This window comes from Lactiplantibacillus paraxiangfangensis, from assembly GCF_036246185.1.
Classification (GTDB): domain Bacteria; phylum Bacillota; class Bacilli; order Lactobacillales; family Lactobacillaceae; genus Lactiplantibacillus; species Lactiplantibacillus paraxiangfangensis.
In genome coordinates this window covers 17,872-42,285 of sequence record NZ_BTPW01000005.1, presented here as the reverse complement: position 1 = coordinate 42,285, position 24,414 = coordinate 17,872, and the positions used below count along the sequence as shown (strand labels likewise).

The 24,414-nt window shown below is 44.9% G+C and carries 20 protein-coding genes; 7 read left to right on the top strand and 13 right to left on the bottom strand.

What is annotated here, in order from left to right; translation table 11 throughout:
• Positions 1–11: 11 nt before the first annotated feature.
• Both AAA939_RS03500 and AAA939_RS03495 read right to left on the bottom strand, forming a co-directional pair.
• Positions 12–689, bottom strand: coding sequence for an EAL domain-containing protein (locus tag AAA939_RS03500; RefSeq protein WP_338208991.1), 678 nt, complete (start codon positions 687–689; stop codon positions 12–14).
• 93 nt (positions 690–782) lie between these two features.
• Entirely contained in the window at positions 783–2,195 is a 1,413-nt protein-coding gene (locus AAA939_RS03495; protein WP_338230483.1) for an FAD-dependent oxidoreductase, read from the bottom strand.
• Positions 2,196–2,523: 328 nt separating this feature from the next.
• Between AAA939_RS03495 and AAA939_RS03490 the strand changes: the two genes are divergently transcribed.
• Positions 2,524–3,207, top strand: a complete 684-nt coding sequence (locus tag AAA939_RS03490) for an EAL domain-containing protein (protein ID WP_338208988.1) — start codon at positions 2,524–2,526, stop codon at positions 3,205–3,207.
• Between the two features lie 127 nt (positions 3,208–3,334).
• Here AAA939_RS03490 and AAA939_RS03485 read toward each other — a convergent pair whose 3' ends face one another.
• Positions 3,335–3,772, bottom strand: a complete 438-nt coding sequence (locus AAA939_RS03485) for a PTS glucose transporter subunit IIA (RefSeq protein WP_338208987.1) — start codon at positions 3,770–3,772, stop codon at positions 3,335–3,337.
• A gap of 236 nt (positions 3,773–4,008) precedes the next feature.
• Here AAA939_RS03485 and AAA939_RS03480 point away from each other — a divergent pair, with 236 nt between their 5' ends.
• Positions 4,009–4,359: a DUF2200 domain-containing protein gene (locus AAA939_RS03480; RefSeq protein ID WP_338208985.1), complete on the top strand. Its 351-nt coding sequence runs from the start codon at positions 4,009–4,011 to the stop codon at positions 4,357–4,359.
• A 63-nt stretch (positions 4,360–4,422) separates the two neighbouring features.
• Here the strand turns inward: AAA939_RS03480 and AAA939_RS03475 are convergent, their stop codons facing one another.
• The gene (locus tag AAA939_RS03475) at positions 4,423–4,950 is read right to left on the bottom strand and encodes a VanZ family protein (protein WP_338208983.1); all 528 of its coding nucleotides are present in this window, start codon (positions 4,948–4,950) and stop codon (positions 4,423–4,425) included.
• Positions 4,951–5,271: 321 nt separating this feature from the next.
• Between AAA939_RS03475 and AAA939_RS03470 the strand changes: the two genes are divergently transcribed.
• Complete coding sequence (locus tag AAA939_RS03470; RefSeq protein WP_338208981.1) at positions 5,272–6,750, top strand: ABC transporter substrate-binding protein/permease; 1,479 nt, start codon at positions 5,272–5,274, stop codon at positions 6,748–6,750.
• A gap of 96 nt (positions 6,751–6,846) precedes the next feature.
• Here the strand turns inward: AAA939_RS03470 and AAA939_RS03465 are convergent, their stop codons facing one another.
• The 4 genes from AAA939_RS03465 to AAA939_RS03450 form a co-directional block, all read right to left on the bottom strand.
• Complete coding sequence (locus tag AAA939_RS03465) at positions 6,847–11,022, bottom strand: BspA family leucine-rich repeat surface protein (protein WP_338230481.1); 4,176 nt, start codon at positions 11,020–11,022, stop codon at positions 6,847–6,849.
• Between the two features lie 187 nt (positions 11,023–11,209).
• Positions 11,210–11,851, bottom strand: coding sequence for a putative quinol monooxygenase (locus AAA939_RS03460; protein WP_338208978.1), 642 nt, complete (start codon positions 11,849–11,851; stop codon positions 11,210–11,212).
• 8 nt (positions 11,852–11,859) lie between these two features.
• Positions 11,860–12,447, bottom strand: a complete 588-nt coding sequence (locus AAA939_RS03455) for a sugar O-acetyltransferase (RefSeq protein ID WP_338208977.1) — start codon at positions 12,445–12,447, stop codon at positions 11,860–11,862.
• Positions 12,448–12,474: 27 nt separating this feature from the next.
• Positions 12,475–13,338: an aldo/keto reductase gene (locus AAA939_RS03450; RefSeq protein WP_338208975.1), complete on the bottom strand. Its 864-nt coding sequence runs from the start codon at positions 13,336–13,338 to the stop codon at positions 12,475–12,477.
• A gap of 106 nt (positions 13,339–13,444) precedes the next feature.
• On the opposite strand from AAA939_RS03450, the gene AAA939_RS03445 reads away from it, so the two are divergent.
• Entirely contained in the window at positions 13,445–14,323 is an 879-nt protein-coding gene (locus AAA939_RS03445) for a LysR family transcriptional regulator (protein ID WP_338208973.1), read from the top strand.
• Between the two features lie 63 nt (positions 14,324–14,386).
• On the opposite strand, the gene AAA939_RS03440 is transcribed toward AAA939_RS03445, so the two are convergent.
• On the bottom strand, positions 14,387–15,328 hold the full coding sequence (locus AAA939_RS03440; RefSeq protein WP_338208971.1) for an amidohydrolase family protein: 942 nt from the start codon (positions 15,326–15,328) through the stop codon (positions 14,387–14,389).
• 251 nt (positions 15,329–15,579) lie between these two features.
• Complete coding sequence (locus AAA939_RS03435) at positions 15,580–15,771, bottom strand: hypothetical protein (RefSeq protein ID WP_338208969.1); 192 nt, start codon at positions 15,769–15,771, stop codon at positions 15,580–15,582.
• Positions 15,772–16,120: 349 nt separating this feature from the next.
• Here AAA939_RS03435 and AAA939_RS03430 point away from each other — a divergent pair, with 349 nt between their 5' ends.
• A complete protein-coding gene (locus AAA939_RS03430; protein ID WP_338208967.1) occupies positions 16,121–17,098 on the top strand; it encodes an aldo/keto reductase in 978 nt (325 codons plus the stop codon).
• Positions 17,099–17,201: 103 nt separating this feature from the next.
• On the opposite strand, the gene AAA939_RS03425 is transcribed toward AAA939_RS03430, so the two are convergent.
• Positions 17,202–18,569, bottom strand: a complete 1,368-nt coding sequence (locus tag AAA939_RS03425; RefSeq protein WP_338208965.1) for an NAD-dependent succinate-semialdehyde dehydrogenase — start codon at positions 18,567–18,569, stop codon at positions 17,202–17,204.
• 243 nt (positions 18,570–18,812) lie between these two features.
• Here AAA939_RS03425 and AAA939_RS03420 point away from each other — a divergent pair, with 243 nt between their 5' ends.
• On the top strand, positions 18,813–19,253 hold the full coding sequence (locus AAA939_RS03420) for a nucleoside 2-deoxyribosyltransferase (RefSeq protein ID WP_338208963.1): 441 nt from the start codon (positions 18,813–18,815) through the stop codon (positions 19,251–19,253).
• 72 nt (positions 19,254–19,325) lie between these two features.
• Here AAA939_RS03420 and AAA939_RS03415 read toward each other — a convergent pair whose 3' ends face one another.
• Positions 19,326–21,062, bottom strand: coding sequence for an MFS transporter (locus tag AAA939_RS03415; protein ID WP_338208961.1), 1,737 nt, complete (start codon positions 21,060–21,062; stop codon positions 19,326–19,328).
• Between the two features lie 165 nt (positions 21,063–21,227).
• Here AAA939_RS03415 and AAA939_RS03410 point away from each other — a divergent pair, with 165 nt between their 5' ends.
• Positions 21,228–21,782 (top strand): TetR/AcrR family transcriptional regulator, encoded by a 555-nt coding sequence (locus AAA939_RS03410; protein WP_338208959.1) that lies wholly within the window; start codon positions 21,228–21,230, stop codon positions 21,780–21,782.
• Between the two features lie 70 nt (positions 21,783–21,852).
• On the opposite strand, the gene AAA939_RS03405 is transcribed toward AAA939_RS03410, so the two are convergent.
• Positions 21,853–24,177 (bottom strand): ABC transporter ATP-binding protein/permease, encoded by a 2,325-nt coding sequence (locus tag AAA939_RS03405; RefSeq protein ID WP_338208958.1) that lies wholly within the window; start codon positions 24,175–24,177, stop codon positions 21,853–21,855.
• Positions 24,178–24,414 lie beyond the last annotated feature (237 nt).

The following is a 24,414-nucleotide window of genomic DNA, read 5'->3' as shown; positions in this document are numbered from 1 at the left end:
CGTCCCTTCGATTAATGACCATCTTTAGTATCGGTGGTCGCCGTAATTAACTGTGGTTTACCGTAGTAGTAACCCTGATGTAGATTAATTCCGGATTTTTGGGCCATTAACAAGTCGTTGCCATCTTCGATTCCTTCCAAAATAAATTCTAACTGGTAGCGATCTGCAATTTTATGCCAAAAGGAAACAGCTTGTGGAATCAAGCCAGCCTGTCCATGCATTCTCAAATTCTGCATGGCAAATTTAATCTGATCTACAAACGGTAGTAAGTGATGAATATTGTCAAACGTATTGGATCCCGTACCAACATCGTCAATGCTTAATTTAATGCCGTATTGATGGAAAAACAGACTATACTTTTGAATTTCATCTAACGTCGGGTTTTCCGTCAACTCGATCGTTAAAGCAGCCGGGTTTAGCCGCTTCTTCAAATATATAATCGTTCCAAGCATCAAACGATCTTCAGCCTGTTCCCGATTTAAGTTCAGTGCCAGTACTTGGTTAGTCGCCTTAGTGGATAATTGGTGCGCCAAAGTTTCTAACAACTGGCCCTGTTTATCGAGGGGCAGCTCTGTAAATTTTTCGGGTACGATCCAACGCCCCTGAGACTCTTTACGTAATAATAATTCGTAACCAAAAACTTGTTTCTGTTGCTGATCAACTTGTGGTTGAACAAAAAAGCGATACATCTATAGAAAACCTCATTTCCATCGTAAATTTAATTTATCCAGCTCCCCCATACATCGCTTGAGCCACAGTTATTTTAATATTAATAACCTAATTTAATCCTGATCCTCATGGTTAGCTTTTGCCCAACCACCAATGGCCGTAATTCGTGGTTGATCATGACCAGCCTCTGCTTCTTGTGCAACGGCCATTTGGGCCACAACATTTAAGTAGTTAAACGGATCATCAAAGTTTGGTGAAAATAGCATATCAACGTATGCTAAATCATCGATCGTATTGCCGTTTTGAATGGCCACTGAAATCGTGTTGGCCGATTGCGCGACCTCGTGTGGACTCCAGAATTGCGCACCCAAAATTTTGCGGTTTTCTGGATTATACGTTAGCTCAATCACTAACGGATCCGTGCTAGGCATGTACTTTGGCCGCCACGTTCCTTCATAAACAACCCGTTTAACCGGAACGTGTGACTGTTTAGCAATTTCGTACGTCAGCCCCGTTGTCCCAAGCGTGTAATTGAATAACTGCATAGCCGAAGTTGCCTGCGTCCCCATGTAACGGTGGGTATTACCGAAAACGTTCGTCCCGGCTAACGCCCCTTGACGAACCGCATTGGTTGCTAATGGTGTGTAAGCTGACGCGCCGGTCGGGTTAAAGTTAACCACGCAAGAGTCACCGGCTGCATAAATATCGGGGTCGGACGTCTGAACATAGTCATTAATAATGATGGCACCATGTTTATCCATCTTGACTTGACCACGGAGTAACTCAGTCGTTGGCACAAATCCAGTCCCACCAATGGCCAAATCCGCAACAAAATCACCCTGATTCGTTTCAATCACTAGTTCGCCGTCGTCATTACTCGTAAAGGCCGTTACTTTGTGATTGAGCTTCACGTCAACACCGTGGTCTTGTAAAACTTTAACCGCTCGATCCGACATGTCTTTACTAATATAATGATTTAAAATTTGATCATGGGATTGGAACAGCGTGACGTCATGGTTCGTATTCGCATAACTTTCTGATAATTCAGTCCCAATGTAGCCAGCACCAATAATCGCAATCCGTTGATTATCCTTGGCCGTCTTGTAAATCTCTTTGGCTTGATCGTAAGTCTTGCATAACAAGACCTTCGATTCATCAATCCCAAAGATTGGCGGTACCGCAACACTCGAACCAGTCGTCATGATCAATTTGTCATAATGATCATCAAACACTTCACCAGTCTTCATATTCGCTACTTGCAAGGTCTTAGTCGCAGCATCGATCTTTAACACGTTATGCTTGGTCAGGACTTTTGCCCCAGCCGCCGTCAATTCTTCTGGTGACGAATAGAACATGTCTTCTAGCCGTTGAACTTTACCACCTAGATATAAATAAATACCGCATGATAAAAACGAGATATTATCATTTCGTTCATAAACGGTGACCTCGGCCTCCGGATGATTCTTTAATATTTGTGAGGCTGCAGCAGTCCCAGCATGCGTACAGCCAACAATAACAATTTTCATTGTTGAACCCCCTATTAATGATTTAATTCGTTTAGGTAAATTTAAATCAACCTCAATTTTCATTATAACCATTTTTCAAAATAATTTATAGCATGAATCACGACTATTGGTCACTATTCACTTATATAGCTTGTTTTCCGCAACCTAACAGTCTTTTCAATTAAACTGATGGCATTCATTTAAAACGATTAATCAAACTATTTTAGTGCTAAAAGTCCGGTTTTCTCACCAAATAGGCATTGTAACGTTTCCATATACTAATCTTTAGGTATAAAATAAGAACTTAGGGTATTTTTTGTTCCGCGACTATAACTAAGGGAGTATGTGTATGTATCGCTATTTTATTCAGCCACAATTAGATAAATTTAATAATTCTTTAATTGGCTATGAAATGTTGATTCGCTATCGCGAGCATCCCGAGGACCGTTGGACCTTACCGGAAAACTTTGCTAGTATTCCGATTGACGTTCAAATTAGTCTCCTCAAAGCGACCGCTAGAGAATTATCGTTAAAGATTGCATCCGTTTCTATCAACTTTAACCGCAAGCAATTTCTTGACCCAGGTATTGCTGAAGCCGTTATTGACGCTCAGAAACAACTTTTTCCAACTAAGATCGTTGTGGAGGTCACCGAGGAACCTGGCGAACACACCTATTCAAACGCCGATATGCTTGCTCAAATCAAAGCAATTAAGGCTCACGGTCTAGAATTCAGTCTCGATGACGTTGGTACGGGGATCAACGTTTACGACCACATCAAACCGCTGCTCGATTACGCTGAGGAAATTAAGTTTGCCATGCAGAATTTCCGCAAAGAGGGTCGTGAAGACGAGATTCCAAAGCAATTGAAGTTTTGGCGTGATATTGCTCGTCAATACGACGCCCGTTTGATTTTGGAAGGGGTCGAAAATGATCCTGAAGACGCCCTTGCAAATGATTTAGAAATCCCATTACGACAAGGCTATTATTATGGTAAACCGCACTTATTCAAGTTAAAGGCCGATCGTTGTTAATTAAAAAGACTGAATGTATTCCCCCATTCAGGGCTTCAGTCTAGCGAGTCAACATTAAAAAGAAGGTTACCCTTAAAAGTAGCGTAAAAACTACTTTTAAGGGTAACCTTCTTTTGTGGAATTCATTTTAGTAAAGTCTAGCTACCGCGGTATCCACTTTAACATCCTGATTGGTCTTTATCACTTCCAGATTATCCGGCATAGGTGCAATGGTCGTCAACACTTGTATTGACGCTTTAAGCCGTTGAATCGCAACCATATCAATCGCAGCTAAGACCTGCCCTGCTTTCACATAGTTGCCTACTTGAACTAGGGCCTCACAAGGTTGTATTCCGAGCTGCAACCGGGATTGATTCAACGCAACTGTCACTTCCATGCCTTCACGAGTCGTAATCACGATCCGCAACGCCTCAGCATCAACTTCCGTTACGGTCCCAGCTACGGGCGCAACGGCATTCCCATCGTCTGGCACAATTGTAAAGCCAGCCATGTCACTAGTGGTCGGTTGCACCAGGCGACCCGTGATTGGTGCAACTAACGTTAATTTAGTCATCGTTTGAGTCATTCAAACGTCCCCCGCTTTTGCCCATTAACCATTCATTCACCCGACTGGTTAACGAGCTTAATTTATGTATTGTATATAGTTTACTCGCAACCGCTATAAAATGGTACTGTTTCCACCTATTGAATGTGCATCTTTTCTACCAGTGCTTTTTTAGCGGCCTTTTGATCATCGTAATTAATATTCGGCGATTAGCCAACTTCATGCTATAGTTAGCAAAAACAACGGAGGATAAACCCATGGCGAACCCTAAACTTTTACAAATGCCCTTTAGCCGAATTTACGACGCCTACGTCCAAAAGTTAGCTAGAAAAGGCCAATCCGAACAGGACTTACGGACCATTATCACTTGGTTAACCGGCTACTCTTTGCCAGCGTTAAAACAACAACTTGATAATCAAGCCTCCCTAACGACCTTCTTTACCGCAATGCCCCAGCTCAACAAAAATGCCGACAAGATTACTGGCGTGATTTGTGGTGTCCGGGTCGAGTCGATCACTGATCCGCTCATGCAACGAATTCGTTACTTAGATAAGCTTGTCGACGAATTAGCCCGTGGCAAAGCTATGACCAAAATATTACGGTCGTAATCACCATACTTACTAAGCTAAATAAAAATGCGTCCCCAGAATTTTCTGAGAACGCATTTTTATTTAGCTGGCCTTTTTAACGACTTGCCGCCGTGACCGTGGCCGGACAAAGACGCGTTGACCAATTGCCATGAGACTACCGCCAATGGTCACACCGATGCCGTTTGCCAAAACATCGTTAATATCGCTGCTCCGATTAATCAACCAATAAATCGACAGGTAGTGTTGTGCGACTTCGATACTCCCACCAATCATTAACCCCAGAATCGCAATGATTACAAGTGGTGTCCGTGGTAAGGCCCGTTTGATCAACATCCCTAGTGGCAAAGTCAGGAGAACATTTTCGGCAAAACCGAGGTTTGAAAACGATAAGCGAGTTAGGTTGACCCGCCCCGTTCCCGCCGGCATGACGTAAACCGCTGAACCGTCAAAAGAGATCGGCGTAAATAGAATCACACCTAACATGGTCAAATAGGCCAAAATTAGCAGGCGCCATCCCAACTTACGGCGACCACCGTTTGAATGTTGACTTAAAACAACACCGACCAACCCAGACAAACTTAAAATTAATAGTAACGGTAACCAACGCATTAGCATCACGCCCCTTTCTGTACATTTCAATGTAACGTTAGCTTAACGTATATTTCAGTAGACGAGTAACTTTCGAGGCGAACTTTAAGCTTTCTTCGTTGCCTTAATGAAATCTGAACTTTATGCCGTTCTTTTTATCATTAACAATAATTATTTTTATACATTTATATCTTTCATAACTGAATCAATTCACCGTCAATCGGGCGTCATTATCACAAAGTTAATATTCAGTGTGTGCATAAAAATTTGTTTTTAATGAATTTTATTGTATTAATACTCATTAGCGCCTATACTAGGTTTAATTTGTAATGGAGGCGCGACATGAAACGTCAATTTGGAAAATGGTTACTGTTAATTGGGATACTTATATTTGGAATAATAGGACTAACCCGTCCTGCAAGTGCAGCTAGTGATACTTCTTTAGCTCGAGTTAAAGCTAAGGGAACGCTTGTCATGGGAACATCCCCCAATTATCCGCCCTATGAATTTCAAATTAATCAACACGGCCAATCTAAAATTGTCGGAATGGATGTTGAAATTGGGAAGCAAATCGCCAAGGACCTCGGGGTTAAACTCGTCATTAAAAAGCTCTCGTTTGATTCCCTCCTCCCCGCTTTAACCACGGGCAAGGTGGACATGATCTTATCTGGGATGAGCCCGACCCCCGCCCGTCGTAAAAGTGTCGATTTCACCGACATTTACTACACGGAAGGCGAATCCATTTTAATCAATAAAACGGATGGCGCTAAGTACAAGACTAAAGCTAACTTAGCGGGCCAAAAAGTCGCCGCTGAAACCGGGACGCTTCAGTACAACTTGATCAAACAACAGATGCCGAATGCCCAGTTAACGGGGATGAGCAGCGCGGCCAACTTGATTTTAGCTTTAAAGACTCACAAAGTCGCCGCCGTCGTTAAAGGAACCGCCTCGGCAACCGCTTATGCGAAAAATGATCCGAGCTTAATGGCCATTAACGGTCACTTCAAGACGAGTAGTGCGCAGGCCGGCAATGCGATTGCGCTGAAAAAGGGTTCACCTAGTCTGAATAACGCCATCAACCGCTCACTCGCTAAAATTAAAAAACACCACTGGATCGAACAACGGTACCTAAAGACGGCCGGTAAATATTTAAAGGTGAACACCGCCGACACGTCCATGTGGCACTACCACGGCTACTTTCTTAAGGGGCTTCAATATACCTTGTTGATCGCGGTTGTCGGAATTATTGGTGGTAGCTTATTAGGGTTATTACTCGCACTCTTACGTTTTAGCACGATTGCGCCCCTACGTTGGTTAGCAACGGGTTACGTTGAATTTGTTCGGGGAACCCCACTGATGGTTCAAATCATGTTCGTTTACTTTGGGATTGGAATCATCGTCGACGTGTCCGCGCTCAACGCCGGGATGATTGCCATCGTGTTAAACAGTGGCGCCTACCTCAGTGAAATTATTCGGGGTGGAATTCAGTCAGTCGACTCGGGTCAGACGGAAGCCGCGGCCAGTTTAGGGCTATCAAAATCGGCAACGCTGCGCTACGTCGTTTTACCACAGACCTTGAGAATCATTTGGCCTTCGTTGGGTAATCAGTTCATTAACTTAATTAAAGATACGTCGATGGTCTCCATTATTGGGGTCACCGAGTTGATCTACCAGCTTGGCATCGTTCAGGCCGATACGTACCGTGGCGTGGCACCAATTGGGATTGCAATGGTCATCTACTTCGTCATTTGCTGGCTCCTGACTCGTTTGTTAAGCTACTACGAACGCCGCATGAACCGTGGGCAACAACAATTCAACTAACGGATTAAAACACTTGTTTCGTTACAAAAAGGCCTTGGGAAAATCCCAAGGCCTTTTTTGATGCTACCTATTCATATAAACTAATTCAATTTCAACTTAGAATTTTCGCCGACTAGCTAAGCCGAGTAAGCTCAATAGACCCACTAACACTGCCCCAACAACCCGTAAAAGGGATCCCTGGTCGTCAGTCTGTGGTAATTCTCCATCAGTCTTTTGCATTGCACCAGTTGTCTTTTCGAGTTTAACTAACTTGCCATTAGCTGGCTTAACTGGTTGCGTCTCGGCTCTAACGTGCGTCGTCGCTGCGACCACTGCTGCTTCAGCCGGCTGAAGGTTTGCTAATTGCCCGTTTGTCGACTGCTTTTTAGCCGCAACTGGCTGTGGCTGGCTAGTTGGTGATTGTACCGGTGCTTTGGTTGCGGTCCCCGGTTTAGTAGCTGGTGTATTAGTCCCACCGTTATTGTCCGGAGCTGATACACCGTTACCATTCCCCGTATCTGGGGTCGTTGGCATAGTCATACTACCATTATCGCCATTATCTGGAGCAGTTGGCGCTGTTGTACTGCCGTTGCCACCGTTATCTGGTTCAGTTGGTGTCGTTGTATTACCGTTACCGCCATTATCCGGAGTCGTCGGCGTCGTTGTATTGCCGTTGCTACCAGTGTCTGAAGTCGTTGGCGTCGTTGTACTACCGTTACTGCCATTATCCGGTTTAGTTGGCGTCGTCGTACCACTATTACCACCGTTATCCGGCTCAGTCGGTGCCGTTGTGTTACCGTTACCGCCATTGTCTGGAGTCGTTGGCGTCGTTGTACTGCCGTTACCGCCAGTATCCGGTTTAGTTGGCGTCGTCGTACCACCGTTGCCACTATCCCCAGTATCGGGCGCCGCGACAACCGTAATCGTCGCAGTCGCACTGACACCATCATAACTAACTTGGACCTGGTAAGTTCCCGGTGTCGTTGGATCAACGTTGCTGGTAATCTGAACAGCTGAGTCAGTAACCGGTACATTTTCCCCGGTTGCTGTAGTAATCGCTTTGATAACCTGCGTCGGATCAAAAGTCTGGTTAGCCGCCGCGACGATTGGCGCTACTGCGTTTAACGTAATCTTAGCTTGACCAACGACCGGTTGGGCCTTAATCGTTAATTCCGAGTTAACCGTCGTTAGTTTGCCATATTGATCCTTGTAACTAACGGGCAGTTGATAAACGCCAGCTTTGGTAAAATCAACCCTGCTCAAATCATAAGTTAAATCGGCCGCGGTTAAGGTCGAGCCATCAACCCCCATGCCGGATATAAAGAGGCTCTCAGGGTCAAACACCTCACCGAGGACCATCGTTTCGGTCGGCTTAATGTCAAACTTAGCTGGTACGTACACCGTAACGGCAACGCTCTGATTATCCGTATTGCCGGCAATATCGGTAGTGCTGAAATCAACGGTGTAAGTCCCCGCTTTATTGACATCGACATGGTTAGTAATCAATAATTGATTGCCACCTAGACGAGCCATCCGGGCAAAGGCGTTAACAACCGTTAGCATCAACGGGTTACCATCTTCGTCAATGGCACTTTTAACCAAGGACGTTGGGTTAAAGCTGTTATCACCGACCACAATTGCTTCCGAAGTTGTCTTTAACTGCACCTTTAACTTCGTCGGCTTGAGATTGACCATGACCGTTTTGGTGACCACATTACCAACACTATCCGTGTAGCTGATTTTCAGCTGATATTGACCAGCCTGAGTCAAATCCAAGGTTGTGGGCTGATTATTCAAATCGTAATAATCGTATTGTAATTGTGACGCGTCAATTGGGTCACCAAATCCATCAGTGGCGTTGGCCACTAAACTCGTGGAAACAAAATAAGGCTTAGGACCAGCAATTAAGTCTACGGGGTGATCATCTTTAGTTAATGTAATACTTTCCTTAGTCTTAGCAACCGAAACGGAACCAGTCGTTGTCACCACATTGTTGGCATCATCCGTGTAAGTTGCGGAAATTTGATAAGTCCCTGGGGTTGGGTTTGATAAATCTAATCCACCTAGATTCAGTATCACTGCCTTGCTAAGTTGACCATCAGCATCGATTAATGAATCCCCGTAGCCATCCAACGCCGTCTGGAATAAATCGGCTGCGGTAATGGAACCATTGGGACGGATAATAACCCTAGAATTTAAGGTTAACTTTTCTTTTGAATTAATTAACGTAAACATGGCAACCGGTGATGGGACGGTAACATTATCAGTTGGCTCTGTGTAAATAAACGTTAATGGATAGGTGCCTGGTAACAACTGGTTAATCGCATCCACCTCATTACTTACATCATCAGCGATCCCTAATCCATTCATCGCAGTGATTGTCTGCCCATCATCATTTGCAACTACCAGCTGTGAAAATTTAGCAATCACATAATCCTCCTCAGCCTTCATATTAGCCGGGTCAGTATTAATAATTGCTGTTTGGTCTTGTACGGTGTAAGTAACTTTGCTGGGAATAACATGTAAAGTTGCCTGACCCGTAATCGGCTGTCCCTGATCGTTAGTATAAACTATTTCAACATGGTAATCTCCCACTTGGCTGATATCAACCGGACTCGTAAATTTAAAATCTGAAGCTTGTGCATGGACACCAGGATGATTACTTTGACCATCTACTAAATCCTGTGGTTGCCCATCAGTATCAACAAATGTGTCAACAAAGTCGCTTGGATTAACGGCTATATTTGGATAAGTCGTCACAGGCTTAGTCGTTATGCTTTTCACTGTAACCTTATGGTATTTATAAATACTAGTTGTTACCTTATCTTTTTGGTATAGTGTTTCCAAATCACTTGGCGCATAGACCTTCTGTGTGTCTTCATCAATCCATTCGTTATCATACGGATACTGTGTTGGCCGCTGGAAGCCAAGGATATAGTCACTAACACTAAAGCTGGAATTCAACCCAAGCTCAGTTAAATTACCCGCAAGAAATGCAACAGCAGCACTATTCTTGGATGCTAGTTGCCAAGAACGCAGATCCAGACTACTTATACCAGAATCATTAACAAAATCGTCCATATTACTTAACACATTACCGACAACCTGCCAACCACTAAGATTCAAACTCGATAATTCAGTGGTACCAGCAAACATAAATCTCATATCCGTCACTTGACTAACATGCCAATTCTTAACATCAACGCTAGTAATCTCCGCATGATAAAACATATACTCAAACGTGGTTACTTTTGAAACATTCCAGTCGGCCAAGCCGCTAAATTGAATCGGTTTACCTTCATAATTACCAAGTTGCTCAAACATAGATGATAAATCGGTCGCCTGATCAACATTAACATTTTCAAGCCCAGTAATGGTCTCATCATTATAGAAACCAAAAAAGAATTTAGCTCCAACATCCCCGACAATCGTCACTGGCTTAGCAACAACGATGTTCTTAATTGCTTCTCGTTGTGTGTCATCAAGCATATTGTACAGTGATTCCGTCGGTGTCCCACCGTTCAACGTCAACGTGGTACCCGTGTCATCAATTGACCAGGTAAAGGTTGAATCATCCGGTGTCGCATCCCGCAACAAACTGTTCCGAGAAGTCGCCAGCTGATTACCCGTGGTCACGTCTGAAGCCATTAAATTATTAGTAAGAAACTTGCGATCAACTTGTTTGTTTTCTAAACTAACCATCGACTGTAAATCAATCATCTGATTATCAACCCCACTAGCTTGTGACGACACTGCCGATTTAGCCTGGCTTGTCGCACTATCTGAACTAGCCGATGCCGTTGATGCTTGGTCACCACTAGTTGCTGACTGACCAACCGAGTTAGATTCACTAGATGCCGCCTGACTAGTCACATGACCAGAATCAGATGATGTATTTTTCCCATCACTTTCCGCTGGTTGACTAGCACTACTTAGTCCGCTCGTTGCTTGACTGGCTTGGCTAGCCTGACTAACTTGGCTCGTCATACTAGTTGCACTTTGACTTTTACCACTGGTCGCGGTTGAGCCTGTTACTGATGAGGCTGATTTCGTTGCCTGTTTTAGCGGTACCGTTGAATCCGCCGACGCAGCCCCATTCACAATCGTCTGGTCAACCGACTGATCATCGGTTGCCGCGGACGTTGACGCCGCGTGTGCTTGAGTTCCCCATAATAAACTGCCGCCAACAGTTACAACCGTTACACCAGCAAACAGCCAGTGACGGCCTGACTTATACATCCGATAATGAACCTTTGGTGATTTTAAAACTTGATTCAAGTTTTTGCTACTCATCTCGTAGCCCCCTAAATTTTTTAAACAACCTAATCTACATTAGTAAAATTTACGGAAGTCCAATCGTTACGATTAGCTCAGGGCTTTCGGTTTAACTATATCACCATTATGAACCTTAAACATAGTGAAGCTTTATAAAACCAAAAAAATCAGTCATCTTACAAAGATAACTGACCTAATTAGTTATTTACTTTAACTCCTCCGAGCGAACGTACTGAACACCAGGTTGACTGACCATGGTATCAACAGCCAACACACGTTGCCGGACATTCGTGACAGCTTCAGCGGCTAGCCAACTTTGCAACTTATGTTGACCCGCACTGATCGCTGCGGCATCCGGATAAACATTGATTAACACCCAATTAGTTGGCGTCGATGGTAACGTTGCCACGTACTGAATTAGGCTGCCATTGCGCAGCTGGTCCCAATTTGCTTGCAATTGATTATCAGCGGTAAATTCCGTCAATAATAATTGATTGGTATTCGCACCACTCACCTTAAAACCATCAGTAGTTGAAGCCAAGACTTGCGGACTTAATTCGGCCATTTGATGTTTCTTGACAACTTGCTGCGCTAACTGACCATAGTGCTTAAACTGCGGTGACTGCGCGTGAATCTGGTAACTCGCATCGTCTTGGTATAACTCAAACACTTCATTGTGCGTACCCGCATCATCCGCGTGCGTCGCAAACATCGCTAACGTTCCCGGTTCGGTCCGGATCGATGTTACTAAATTAGCCGTTCCCTCAGCAACGAACGCTGTCCGGTCACGACCATCGATGGTCAGCTGAAAATGACGGAGAATCGGTGGATTACTTAAAGGTTTCATCGCACACCTCACTTAAGCGCTGGTAAAGGCTTAATCACTTTGGCAGGCACACCGCCGGCCACACAGTTATCGGAAACATCACGCGTTACGACCGCCCCAGCGGCAATGATTACGTTGTTCCCGATGTGTACGCCACCAATGACGGTCACGTTGCCACCAATCCACACATCGTTTCCAACCGTGATTGGTTCCGTGTACGTGATTAAATAACGGCTACCATCTGGTCGGGTGCCAAAGCGCTTCGTCGCATCCAGCGAGTGTTCTCCACAGTAAAACTTCGTGTCGGGCGCAATGATCACCCGGTCGCCTAGCGTAATTCGGTTTGAGTCTTGGAAAAAGCAGTTGCCGTTAATAAAGACGTCGTCACCTAAAGAAATGTGATCCCCATAAATAGCTTCAAAATGACCGTTCAAAGTCACCCGCTGGCCCACTTGGTGGAACAAGTCGGTGATTGCGGCTTGACGCGTGGCTACATCGGTCGTGGTATTAATCACTTGAACCAACCGCCGCCCCTTCGCCAACATGGCCTGTAAGTCTGGATCACGGTAATCATAATCTTTTCCAGCTAGTAATTTTTCATGTTCAGTCATTGTCATAACGTCAACCTTCCTTTAACTTTAAATTTACAGTTCTAAACCTTCATCAATTAATTTCATATAATGCTGCGTTGCTTTAACACTATGTCGATTCGGGGACAACCACTGCTTTTTGTCTAACTGCGCCAGTTGTGCCATTTCAACTTTGGTTAACTCAAAATTCCAAATTGCAGCGTTGGCTTGCAGGTGAGCCAAGTCGGTTGTACTTGGAATAACAATCGTATTTAATTGTAACAAATATCTTAATAAAATTTGGGCAACCGTCTTTCCATGTTGTTTCGCAATTGCGGAAATAATTGGTTCATTTAAAAACGCCTTGTAATCTTCGCCAAGCGGTGCCCAGCCTTCCGTGACGATTCCTAATTTGGCGTGTGCTTGACGCAAAGCAGCCTGTTGCTGATAAACGTTTAGCTCAACCTGATTGACGGCCGGAGTGATTGCCATTTGGTGACTGAGGTCAATCAACTGGCCCGCATCAAAATTAGAAACCCCGATGGACCGAACCTTGCCCGCTTGCACCAGCCGTTCAAGGTCCCGGTAGGCCCCATAATAATCACCATACGGTTCGTGTAATAAAACGAGGTCCAAGTAGTCCAACCCTAAGCGTTTCAACGAATCGTCAACGGACACCGCGGTTTTCCGGTCACCAAAAAATGGTAACCAAACCTTCGTCGTTACAAAAATCTGATCACGCGGCACGGTCGTTTCTTTTAACGCCGCCCCGACAGCGGCCTCATTACGATAAACTTGTGCCGTATCGATCAACCGGTAACCAGCGTCTAATGCTTGCAATACCGCCCGCCGGCACGTTTCAAAATCAACCAGCCGAAAAGTCCCAAAACCTGCTCGTGGCATGGTAACGCCACTATTTAATTGAATTGTCGTTTTCAATGGACCGCCCCTTCCTAACATTAACAATCATAATCCGTGATTTTGATTATGTAAAAGTCCTATAATGTATACATATCAATGCTAAAAGAGAATAGTGAGGCTAATTATGGAAACCCGAATTTTACACTACTTTTTAACCATTGCACGCTTAGGCACGATTTCAGCGGCTGCCCGCGAGTTACACGTCGCCCAGCCCACACTCAGCCGCCAGATTCAGCAGTTGGAAGCCCAACTTGAAATTCCGTTATTCACCCGAGAACACCATCAAATGAAACTGACTAAGGCCGGCTTAACTTACCAGCTCCATGTCCAACAAATTCTAACCGAACTAGACAACGTTAACCAGCTCGTTAAAAATAGTAATAATCACGACCTAACGGGACCCATTAACATCGGCTGCGTTGAATCCTCGGTCACCACCCAGCTTGCACCCGCGCTGGTGGATTTTCAGCGGGCCCATCCCAGTGTTGTCATCGATATGCACGATGCGGACGGCAACACAATCAAGGAGCGCCTCGACCGGGGACTACTCGAAATCGGCATCGTCTCGACCCCGATTAATACCGCCAAGTACCACGCCTTACCGCTCTCCATCCACGATCGTTGGGGCGTGGCATTACCCGCAACCGATCCCATGGCCAAGCGACCCAATATTCAGGTTTCTGATTTGGCGGGGCGTCCCCTGATCATTCCACACCGGTCATTAGTTAAAACGGCTTTAAACGATTGGTTACAACCGATTGCGCCCTTGCACATCGTTGGCGAATATAATCTACTGACCAATTCCGTTTACCTAGCAGCCACCGGATTAGGACTACTTGTGTGCATTGAGGGCGTTACCTTACCAGCAACGAGCCAGCTAAAGTTCGTCCCGTTTACCCCAGCTCACCACCTGAAACACGTTCTGATTTGGCGGCAAGGGGTGCCCTTGAGTGGCCCAGCCCAAGCGCTAATTGATACCTTAAAAGCTAAATACAAGTCATAATCACCGGTACTAATAAGGTCGCGTTTCCGAATTTTCAGAAACGCGACCTTTAATTTAAATTTATTAGGAATTTGACGGCAAAGCTAACAGTTGGTTTGCATTGGAAAATAAAATCTGCGCCTTTTCAGCCGCGCTTAACGGTAAGTGCTCAATTGCGATGGCAATTTTGCTACTAGCACCTACGGGTAAAATGCCAAACGGTGCGTCGGTCCCAAACAGGACGTGGTCAGCCCCGAAATAATCCACCGTTAGATTTAACGCGGCGGTATTCCCTAAAATAGCCGTATCCACGTAAAACTTATGGAAATCGGCTGCTTGAGCCGGCGTCATAATGGCATTGATTCGGCCAGCAAAAAACGGCACCATCGCCCCCGCGTGATGAACAATAATTTTCAAATCGGGATAACGCTGAAAGACCCCGCCGACAACTAATTCCCGCATCGCCTGGGTTAGTTCATATTCCCAACTAAAGACGATGTTATTATCAGGCTTACGGTCATCAAAAACCGGGTGTAACCAGATGGGCAGCCCTAACTCCGCAGCGGTCTTAAATACGCCCTCAAACTCGGGATCCGCAATACTACGGCCCAAAGCACGGGTAAATAACTGAATGCCTAGCAAATTCGCCGTTGCCTTCACTTGGTCACGCATCATCTTCTGCGCGCCCGCAACGTTATTCATCGGTACCATCGCTACGGCCCCACAAAACTGATCCGCGTGCGTCGTCACTAAATCAGCTAATTCCTGATTGGCATCCTGACACAGCGCCAGCGCTTGTTCGGGTTCAACGTAGTCTTCAGGATTTAAATTCATCATACTAATGACCTGGCGGGTCGGAATCGTTCGGTGTTGTCGCCGATAATCAAAATCAACTAACGCCTGATTTTGAATGTAGCTCGCCTTTTCTGGAATTTTATCATCAATCGCCAACATTTTTTGATAGAAATGAGGCGTCACAACGTGTGCAAACACGTCAATCGGAATCTCTTGTGTAAGTGTCATCATTAACTTCCTCTCTGATTGTCAGAGTTTTCAACTCATCTTCATTGTACAATTATTTACAAAATTATGCCGAAAATCCAACTGCTAATTGCTTAACACAAAACCAGGAAACCGGTATAATCCGATTTCCTGGTTTTAGCATGATTAATTTTTGAGCCCACTATGTTCACAGTCAACTGCTAGTTAACCTTAACTGGATCAACTATCCTGAGCACATCAGTTTGAAGCACCCGTGCTGTTCGTTCAACCTTTACTTAATACTCCTCGAGGTACAATGTTGGCGTTTGAACGGATTGGGTCGTTTGTAGGAAAGCCGCGTGAAATTCAAGATCATCTTGTTTAATCAAGATGTCTTCCAGCTCTTCGTCCGAATACCGACTTAGAAAACGTTTTAAATCAAGGGCCGTCAAATGTTTTTGGTCGGCATTTTTAACTTGTACTAGCATGCGTTGGCCTCCATCAAAATTATTGTCTTATTATACTTTACCGCAAATGTTTCTCTAAGTAATAAAAACTTGAAAGATACCCAAAACATTTTTATGACTTGGGGAAACATTTTACGCTAAATACAATACAGCTACATAGCCAATTTTCACTGATTTAAGGCGATAAAAGCGCTTAAATCAAACGAGCACAACCTAATTTATACACCATATTGGTCACAAATCAAAGAATTACCATCGATTTTATCATTTTTGCAAGCTTTTCAGTTATTTACCCAATTGCAACACCGCATCAGCTCTGCTACGTTTAATGTAGGTTACATAACAAATTAAATAACGGGGAGTAATCAAAATGAAATATACTTACTTAGGTCGAACCGGAATGCGCGTCAGTCGACTCTGTCTAGGCACGATGAACTTTGGCGCCAGAACTAGTCAGGACGAAGCTTTTAAAATTATGGATCGTGCTTTAGAACTTGGCATCAACTTTTTTGACACCGCGGACGTTTACGGCCAAGGCGCAACTGAAAAAATCATCGGTAACTGGTTTGCTCAAGGAAATCAACGCCGAGAACGCGTTGTTCTAGCAACGAAGACGTACGAACCCATGGATGACCCTGTCGACGGTCCTAACGACGCCCGTGGAATCTCAGCGTATAAAATCTATCGGCACCTAGACGCCTCCTTAAAGCGTCTTCAAACAGATCACGTTGAGCTTTACCAGATGCACCACATCGATCATCGCATCAACTGGAACGAAGTTTACGGCGCCTTAGAAAACGTGATTCAACAAGGCAAAGCCTACTACGTTGGGTCAAGTAACTTTGGTGCCCGGCACTTAGCTTACGCCAAGGCTGCGGCTGACAACCGTCACTTTTTAGGACTTGTCAGTGAGCAACACCGTTACAATTTACTGTGTCGGTTACCCGAACTTGAAGTTCTACCAGCCGCACAGGAATTGGGCATGGGCATTCTCACGTGGAGTCCCCTTGGTGGCGGATTACTAGCGGATCACTTACTCGACGGCAATCCAGACCCCCAGAGCAAGCGGGCCGCTGCCGTTAAACGGCTCACCGAAGCTCAACGCACACAACTCCAACGTTACGCTGACCTCTGCGCTGACCTGGAAGAAACGGAATCAAACGTTGCCATCGCTTGGCTATTAGCCAATCCGGCCGTTACGGCACCCGTTATTGGACCGCGAACCGTTGACCAATTAGAAAATATCGTTCACGCCCTAGACATCAACCTATCGCCCGACGTCTTGGCCGAACTTGACGACATTTTCCCCGGCCCCGGTGGTTCGGCACCAGAAGCTTACGCTTGGTAATCGTTTCTAAATTAATAACGCGCAATGCAAACCGATTGGGGTTGCATTGCGCGTTATTCGTTTAATTGCTGATAACAACTAGTATTCAAGTAACATCATTAGTTTAATTGGCACTAACAACTAAGTGTTCATTAACAAAAGCGTCAAACCCTAGCCGATACATTTCACGGCCATAGCCAGAATTCTTGACCCCACCGAATGGTAGTTCTGGTAAGGTAGCCCAGGCACGGTTAATGAACGTCATCCCAGTTTCCAATTGACTAGCAACTTCTTCGGCATGTGCCACGTCTTCAGAGAAGATTGCACTCCCTAAGCCATAACTAGAATCGTTGGCCAAGGCGATTGCTTCAGCTTCGGATTGAGCCACGTAAACCGTGGCAACCGGGCCAAATAATTCTTGGTTATAAGATGGATTATCCTTAGTTACGTTCGTTAAAATTGTTGGTTGGAAAAACGCCCCGGGAAGGTCAACCGGTTCGTTGCCGTAATAAACTTGCGCACCCGCGGCCACCGCAGCATCGACTCGTTTTTGCAAAGTCTCCTTCGCGTGCATTGAGGTTAATGGCGCTAGCGTCGTTTCAGGATCTAGCGGGTCACCCATTTTAACATTCTCAAAGGCTTCCTTTAAGATTGCTAATAATTCCTGATACTTATCCGGCATCACGATAAAACGCTTCGAAGCCGCACAAATTTGCCCTGCATTGGATAACCGTGCTTGTGGTGCCCACTGCTTAACCTTTGCCATGTCAGCATCTGCTAAGACAATGAACGGATCGTTGCCACCTAATTCCAAGGTCGACTTTTTCAGGTTAGCGCCGGCTTCTTTAGCCACGGACGCCCCACCCCGTTCGGAACCGGTCAACGCGACCCCGGCAATGCGAGGATCAGCAATGGCTTTAGCCACTTGGTCGTAACTAATGAACATGTTAGTCAAACTGCCCGCTGGTGCGCCCGCTTCCTTAACGATTTCAACAAAAGCTTCGGCACTGCTTGGTGTGTTGGACGCGTGCTTCAACAGCAACGGATTCCCAATCATAAAGTTCGGCGCAAAGACCCGCATAATTTGATAGTATGGGAAATTCCATGGTTCAACCATGACTAAAACGCCCAAGGACTGCTTTTCATAATGGGCATCCCCAATTGAAGTCGTCAACGGCGTTGGTTGTAAGAATTCGTCCGCGTGGTCGGCAAAGTAGTCCGCAATGTCGGCACAAAGGTCAACCTCGGCTTCCGATTCACCAATCAGCTTCCCCATTTCCTGTGTCACGGTCACTGCTAAATTGTGCCGGTGTTCCCGTAACAGGTCTGCCACTTTATGCAACGTTGCCTGACGCGAAGTTGCGGGTTCCTTGCGCCATTGCTGATAAAGTGCGTGCCCGGTTGCTAACGTGGCTTCTAGTTCACTATCGGAAGCGTTTTCATATTTCTTCAACACTTTATTGTTGTATGGATTAATTGTTTGATAGGCCATAATTAAAAACTCCTTTTTTTTAGACCAAAGCATGACTTTGGTTTTTAATAACATCTACCCAATTTATACTTTACCCCTACTAGTGGGGGTTAGGGCAAGTAAAAGGTCCCGGGACGCATAGTTTTTTAACTCGACCAATTTGGCTTTGGTTAGTTGACGGTGACCGAATTAATCCGTAGAATAACACCCATGTGATTAAAATACGTGACAGGCTCAATTGCTTGTCGTAAGGAGTTCCATTTTATGGCACAAGTATACGTTGCAAGTCCCTTCTTCAGTCCCGAACAGGTCGACCGCGTCATCCGACTCGAACAGGCCCTCGCCAAGAATCCGACGGTTAAGGATTTTTATTCGCCCCGGTTACACCAAGACGCGCAGGCCGAACAATTCACCAAACCATGGGCCACTGAAGTTTTCCACCGCGACATGGACCAAATTGCCGATGCTGACGTGATCGTCACCGTTTTAGATTTTGAAGCTAAGAATCTTGATTCGGGGACCGCTTACGAACTCGGTGTCGCTACCATGCGGAACCTCCCCATCTTAGTCTTGCAAGAAAAAGACGAAGCGGTTAATCTAATGATTACTGAAAGCATGCACTGGTACACTAAACAAGTTGCAGACTTTGAAACCTATGATTTCAATACCTTACCTAAGGGTGAATTCGTTGGTGAAATTTTATAGTTAACCGTTGAACTCAATTTAACAATCTGTCATTAAAAAAGCAGCCCTATAAAGGCTGCTTTTTTGATTCCATTATTCACGAAACTTGAATGTGACGACCACTAATATCGACAACAACGCCATCGGAATGATAACTTGCAGTGTCTTTAGAAAAGCATCGTTTAAATTACGTGTAAGGCGTCGCTGAATTCGGTGGACACCTAGCTTTAATTGCTGATTAGTAGTCTGCACTTTTTTGTCAATCGTGTGATTAACAACAGTTGCTACAGCGGCTTGGACCTGCTGACGTTGTTCTGTCGGGATCATGTTCACAGAAATGTGATGTTCCATCGCCAGCTTGGCTAATTCGCCCCGGGTGGATTTCTGGACGAGTTGTTGGCGCTGATTATTCGAAACCGTTACCCCTTTGAAAGCAACGTGCTGGTTCACTTGGCTATTGCTATTACTCGACTGCTTGAATTTACGAGTCAACTTTTGATTAGCTTCCGTCTTAACGGCTTGAGAAACGTTTAGTCGGCTGACAGTTTGTCGGCTAGCCGTTAACGTCTGGTCTTTAGCAGTTTGCACATTATTGCTCAACAGTGACATAAAGACAGCGATTGACAAGATCATCCCAACTTGTCGTAATACGTTAGCCACACTCTGCGAATCAGTCAATTTGATACCATGAAAATCGGCAACCACCAAAATATTCACCGTAGCAGCAACTAGTCCATAACCAATTCCTAAGCAAATCTCACCCACATAAAGTTTGGTATACTGATTGCTTACCGGCAACTGGGTAATCAGCCAGTAGCTTCCCGCAATCATTGCAAAACCGGTACCTACTAACAATTTGTTATTCAACCGTTTGACTAATAGCGATGTTAAAATTACCGACAACATGACCGCAATTGAGTACGGCGTAATTTTTAACGCGGCGTTCAGCTCATCTTCACCGTGCACCTTAGTCAATAGCGTCGGCATTAACGCGGCAAATGCGCCCAAGAAGAAATTGCATAAGACTAGGGCTAACCCCGAGCCATCAAAATTACGACTCTTAAATAATGATAAATCGATCATCGGTTCAGTCGTGTGACGTTCACGAATAATAAACCCAACAAATGCCAGGATTGAGCTTCCTACCAGACTTAATATTGTCAGTGAGCCCCATCCCCAGGTATATCCCTTAATTAAGGCTAGGGATAAACAGAACAAAGTTACCATAATTAATGCCGCCCCAAGCCAGTCAATCTTGATTGCCTGAGTGACTTCGTGTTTCAATGGTAGCACCGCCACAAAAATAATGATGTCTAAAATAACTAATGGGACATTCATCAAGAAAACCCACCGCCAGCCAAAATACTGTGCGACAAAGCCACCAATACTGGGGCCAAGCGCAACTGCGAGTCCTTGAATACCAGCTAACAATGCGACGACTTTGTTACGATTTTCCTGGGTACTTAGTTCCAGGCCAATCACCATGCTCGTTGGGATAATGCTAGCGGCACCGATACTTTGAATCGCCCGTCCAACTAACATCCAAGGTAAATTAGTGGCATTACCGGTTAGTAATGACCCGAGCCCAAAGACAATTAATCCCCCTAATACCATCCGGTTACGGCCAAAGCGGACCGCCAAACGGCCCAGCGGAATAATCATCGTTGCAAATAAAATCGTATAAATATTTAACGCCCATGATAAATCATCCAAGCTCACATTAAAAGCACTCTGAATCTTTGGCAAAACGATTGTCATAATTGAAACGTCCATCATACAGAGTAAATTGCCAATCAATAGTACGGGTAAAACGGTCTTTAGTTTGTTCATCACAATGACCCCCCAGTCAGATTGAAAGTCGATGATTTGCGCAAATCTCGGTTGTCACAGCTGTGGCATTTCTTTCAAATCCTAGTATACTGGGGTCAATAAAAATGTCGAGGGCTAATCGACAAGTGCTACATATCAGCCAATTTGTGACAGGAGGAAGCAATCATGGAAGGACACGCTAAAATTGCCAAACAATCCCAAGCTTGGGTCATCGATGCTTTTTTTGATCTGTTGGCTCAGCAAGACTACGAAGTATTGACGGTTAAAGCCATTGCGGACCAGGCCCAGCTTTCCCGGCGAACCTTTTATCGCTTTTTCAAAGATAAAGCGGCCATTTTAGATTATTTAAGTCAACAATTTTTAGTAGACTATGCTCAAGCGCTGCAAAAACTCAATCCAAAAACGGTTACCTTTGATGAAGTTGTCGTCCTCTTCTTCCGCTTTATGTGGAAACGTCGTCACCGACTACGCGTGCTCATTCAACGTAACCTTTTCATGTCCCGCCTACCAACAGTTATGGCACAAGCACCCTTGTTATATCAAAATTTTGAAGCACCTTGGCATCATGCGGGTAGTGCAGAACAAGTTGAACTATTAATGACTTTTATGCTCGGCGGTTATTGGAGTGTGATCAACGATTGGCTTGCACAGCCTGATCCCGTTCCACCAGAAGAACTGGCCAATAACTTGTTACTGACCTTGAAAACACGACGAACTTAAAATTAAGCAACATAAAAACGTGTCGGCGGAATCAACTTTTGTGATTCTACCGACACGTTTACTTTTCATTTTATTCTGACCGCAAAGCCGTTGCAGCATCCTTCTTAGCTGCCATCCGTGCTGGAATATGACCACCTAGCACCGTCAAAACGGTACTAATGATGATTAGAATAACCCCGTGCATTGGATTCAAATGGGCCACGTTGTTCAACCCAGTGACATTACTTAAAACGGCATTGATTGGGAACGTCAATAGCCAAGCAATCACCACGCCTAAGACCCCAGAAGCCACACCTAAAATCGTTGTTTCAGCATCAAAGACCCGGGTAATATCCTTCTTACGTGCCCCTAAGGCCTTTAAGATCCCGATTTCTTTAGTCCGTTCCAAGACCGACGTGTAGGTAATAATCGCAATCATGATCATACTTGTGACCAGCGAAATCCCCGCAAAGGCAATCAAGACATAGGTAATCGCGTCCATCAGCCCACCGGTTAAACTAGAAACGGTACCGGCTAAGTCGGTATAGACGATTTTATCCGCCTTAGACTTACCCTTGTTATATTTATCCAAGTAACTCAAGACTTTATCCTTATTCTTGAAGCTGTTCGGATAAATTAAGATGCTTGCGGGCGTGCTCGACCCACCGAGCGTACTGAGTAACGTTTGACGCGCATCCGAATCAACCTTCGCACCAGTCATCACGTTCGTATCACTGTCTTTTTGAGCCTTCACAATGTCCGAATTCTGATTAGTTTTGATAATGTTTTGCGTTAACTTATCACTGTACGCGATCCCAGAAGCAAGCACGTTGTCAGAATCCTTGGTCTTTGCTCTTAACACCCCAACGACCTTAATCGTTTGGTTATTAGACTTGTTGTACAGCGCATCCGTTACCTTATTTGGCAAGTAGTTTCCAGTTGGTAACTTTTGATAGTAGTCATTATTAGTCACTAATTTCAAAGTGGTGCCCACGATTTGACTGAACTTGAATTGATCGCCACTCTTGGCTGAATACCCCAAGTTTTTCAGGGCATTGACGTTGACCGTGTTATCCCGGTTGGCAATCAGAACGACCTCATTTTCTGAAGTTGGGTACTGTCCGGAAACGACCCGGTAATGTTTCTTCAGAAAACTAGCATTGCCACTCGTCGGGTAAACCGATGTCGCCACACCAGACATGCTGCTCATGGCCGATGACATCGACGTTGCCGTCGAACTCTTACTATTTTTGTTCGAGAACGTCACCGACTTCGTCTTACCATCAACTTGGCGCAACAGGTTCATCCCCGTGCTATAAGTGTAAGTCACGTTATGACTCAAACTAGGCGACATATTCTTGATATACGTTAAGTACTTGGACGTTAAATTATTGGTATGCGTGGCTTTATCTGCTTGACTGACCCGTGCCGTGATCGACTGGTCTGAGGACTTAGCCGTTTTAATCTTATTAGATTGTTTCTGCTGCTGTTGCGCCGTCTGCGAAATCGTGACTGGCATTTGCGCTAACGTATTCGTTTGCGTCTTATTCACTTGGGTTTGAAATCCCGTGGATAACGATAAAACAACGGCAATCCCAATAATCCCGATACTAGAAGCAAACGCCGTCAGTGCCGTCCGTCCCTTTTTCGTCTTGATGTTGGTAAAGGATAACTTCAGGGCAGTCCAATAAGTCATCTTCGTCTTTTGTAACGCAAACGTTTCGTTGGCCGCTTCTTCATCATAAGGATTCGAATCATGCTGAATCTTACCATCCGCAAATTCAATAATCCGGTTGGCGTATTCGCGGGCTAAATCAGGATTATGGGTCACCATGATTACTAACCGTTCAGCAGACAGTTCCTTGATCAAATCCATGATTTGAACACTGGTTTCAGTATCCAAGGCACCGGTGGGCTCGTCACACAATAGGATTTCTGGATCATTCGCGATGGCCCGGGCAATCGCGACCCGCTGCATTTGACCACCAGACAACTGGTTGGGCTTTTTGTTCATATGTGGTCCCAAGCCGACCCGTTCGAGCGCCTTCACTGCTTTGGCCTTCTTATCGGCATTGTCAACGCCGCTCAGGGTCATCCCCATTTCGACGTTATCTAAGATACTCAGATGACCGATAATGTTGTAACTTTGAAAAATAAAACCGACAGAATTGTTCCGGTAAGCATCCCAATCACTCGCCTTGAAATCCTTCGTCGACTTACCCTTGATAATCAAGTCACCAGAATCGTAAACATCCAAGCCCCCGATTCCGTTCAGCATCGTCGTCTTCCCAGAACCACTGGGCCCTAAAATTGCGACAAATTCACGCTTACGAAAGGCCACGGAAACGTCATCTAGCGCCTTCGTGACCGAATCACCAACGTGATAATATTTTTTAATGTGTTTAAGTTCTAACATTTAAGTTAATCCCTTCCCTAGTAATTCAAATCTGCTATTAACTGATCATTAGTACAACCCTATACTTCAAAGAATAACCGAATTTAATCACACTGACAATCAATAACATACTGTGATTGATGGATACGTTTAAATACTTGATTTGACCATTGTCCCATACTTACTATAAATTTACTCATTCTTTACCCCGTCACAACCACCATTTCTTTCATTTACCGTATGCTGAAATTAACTCAT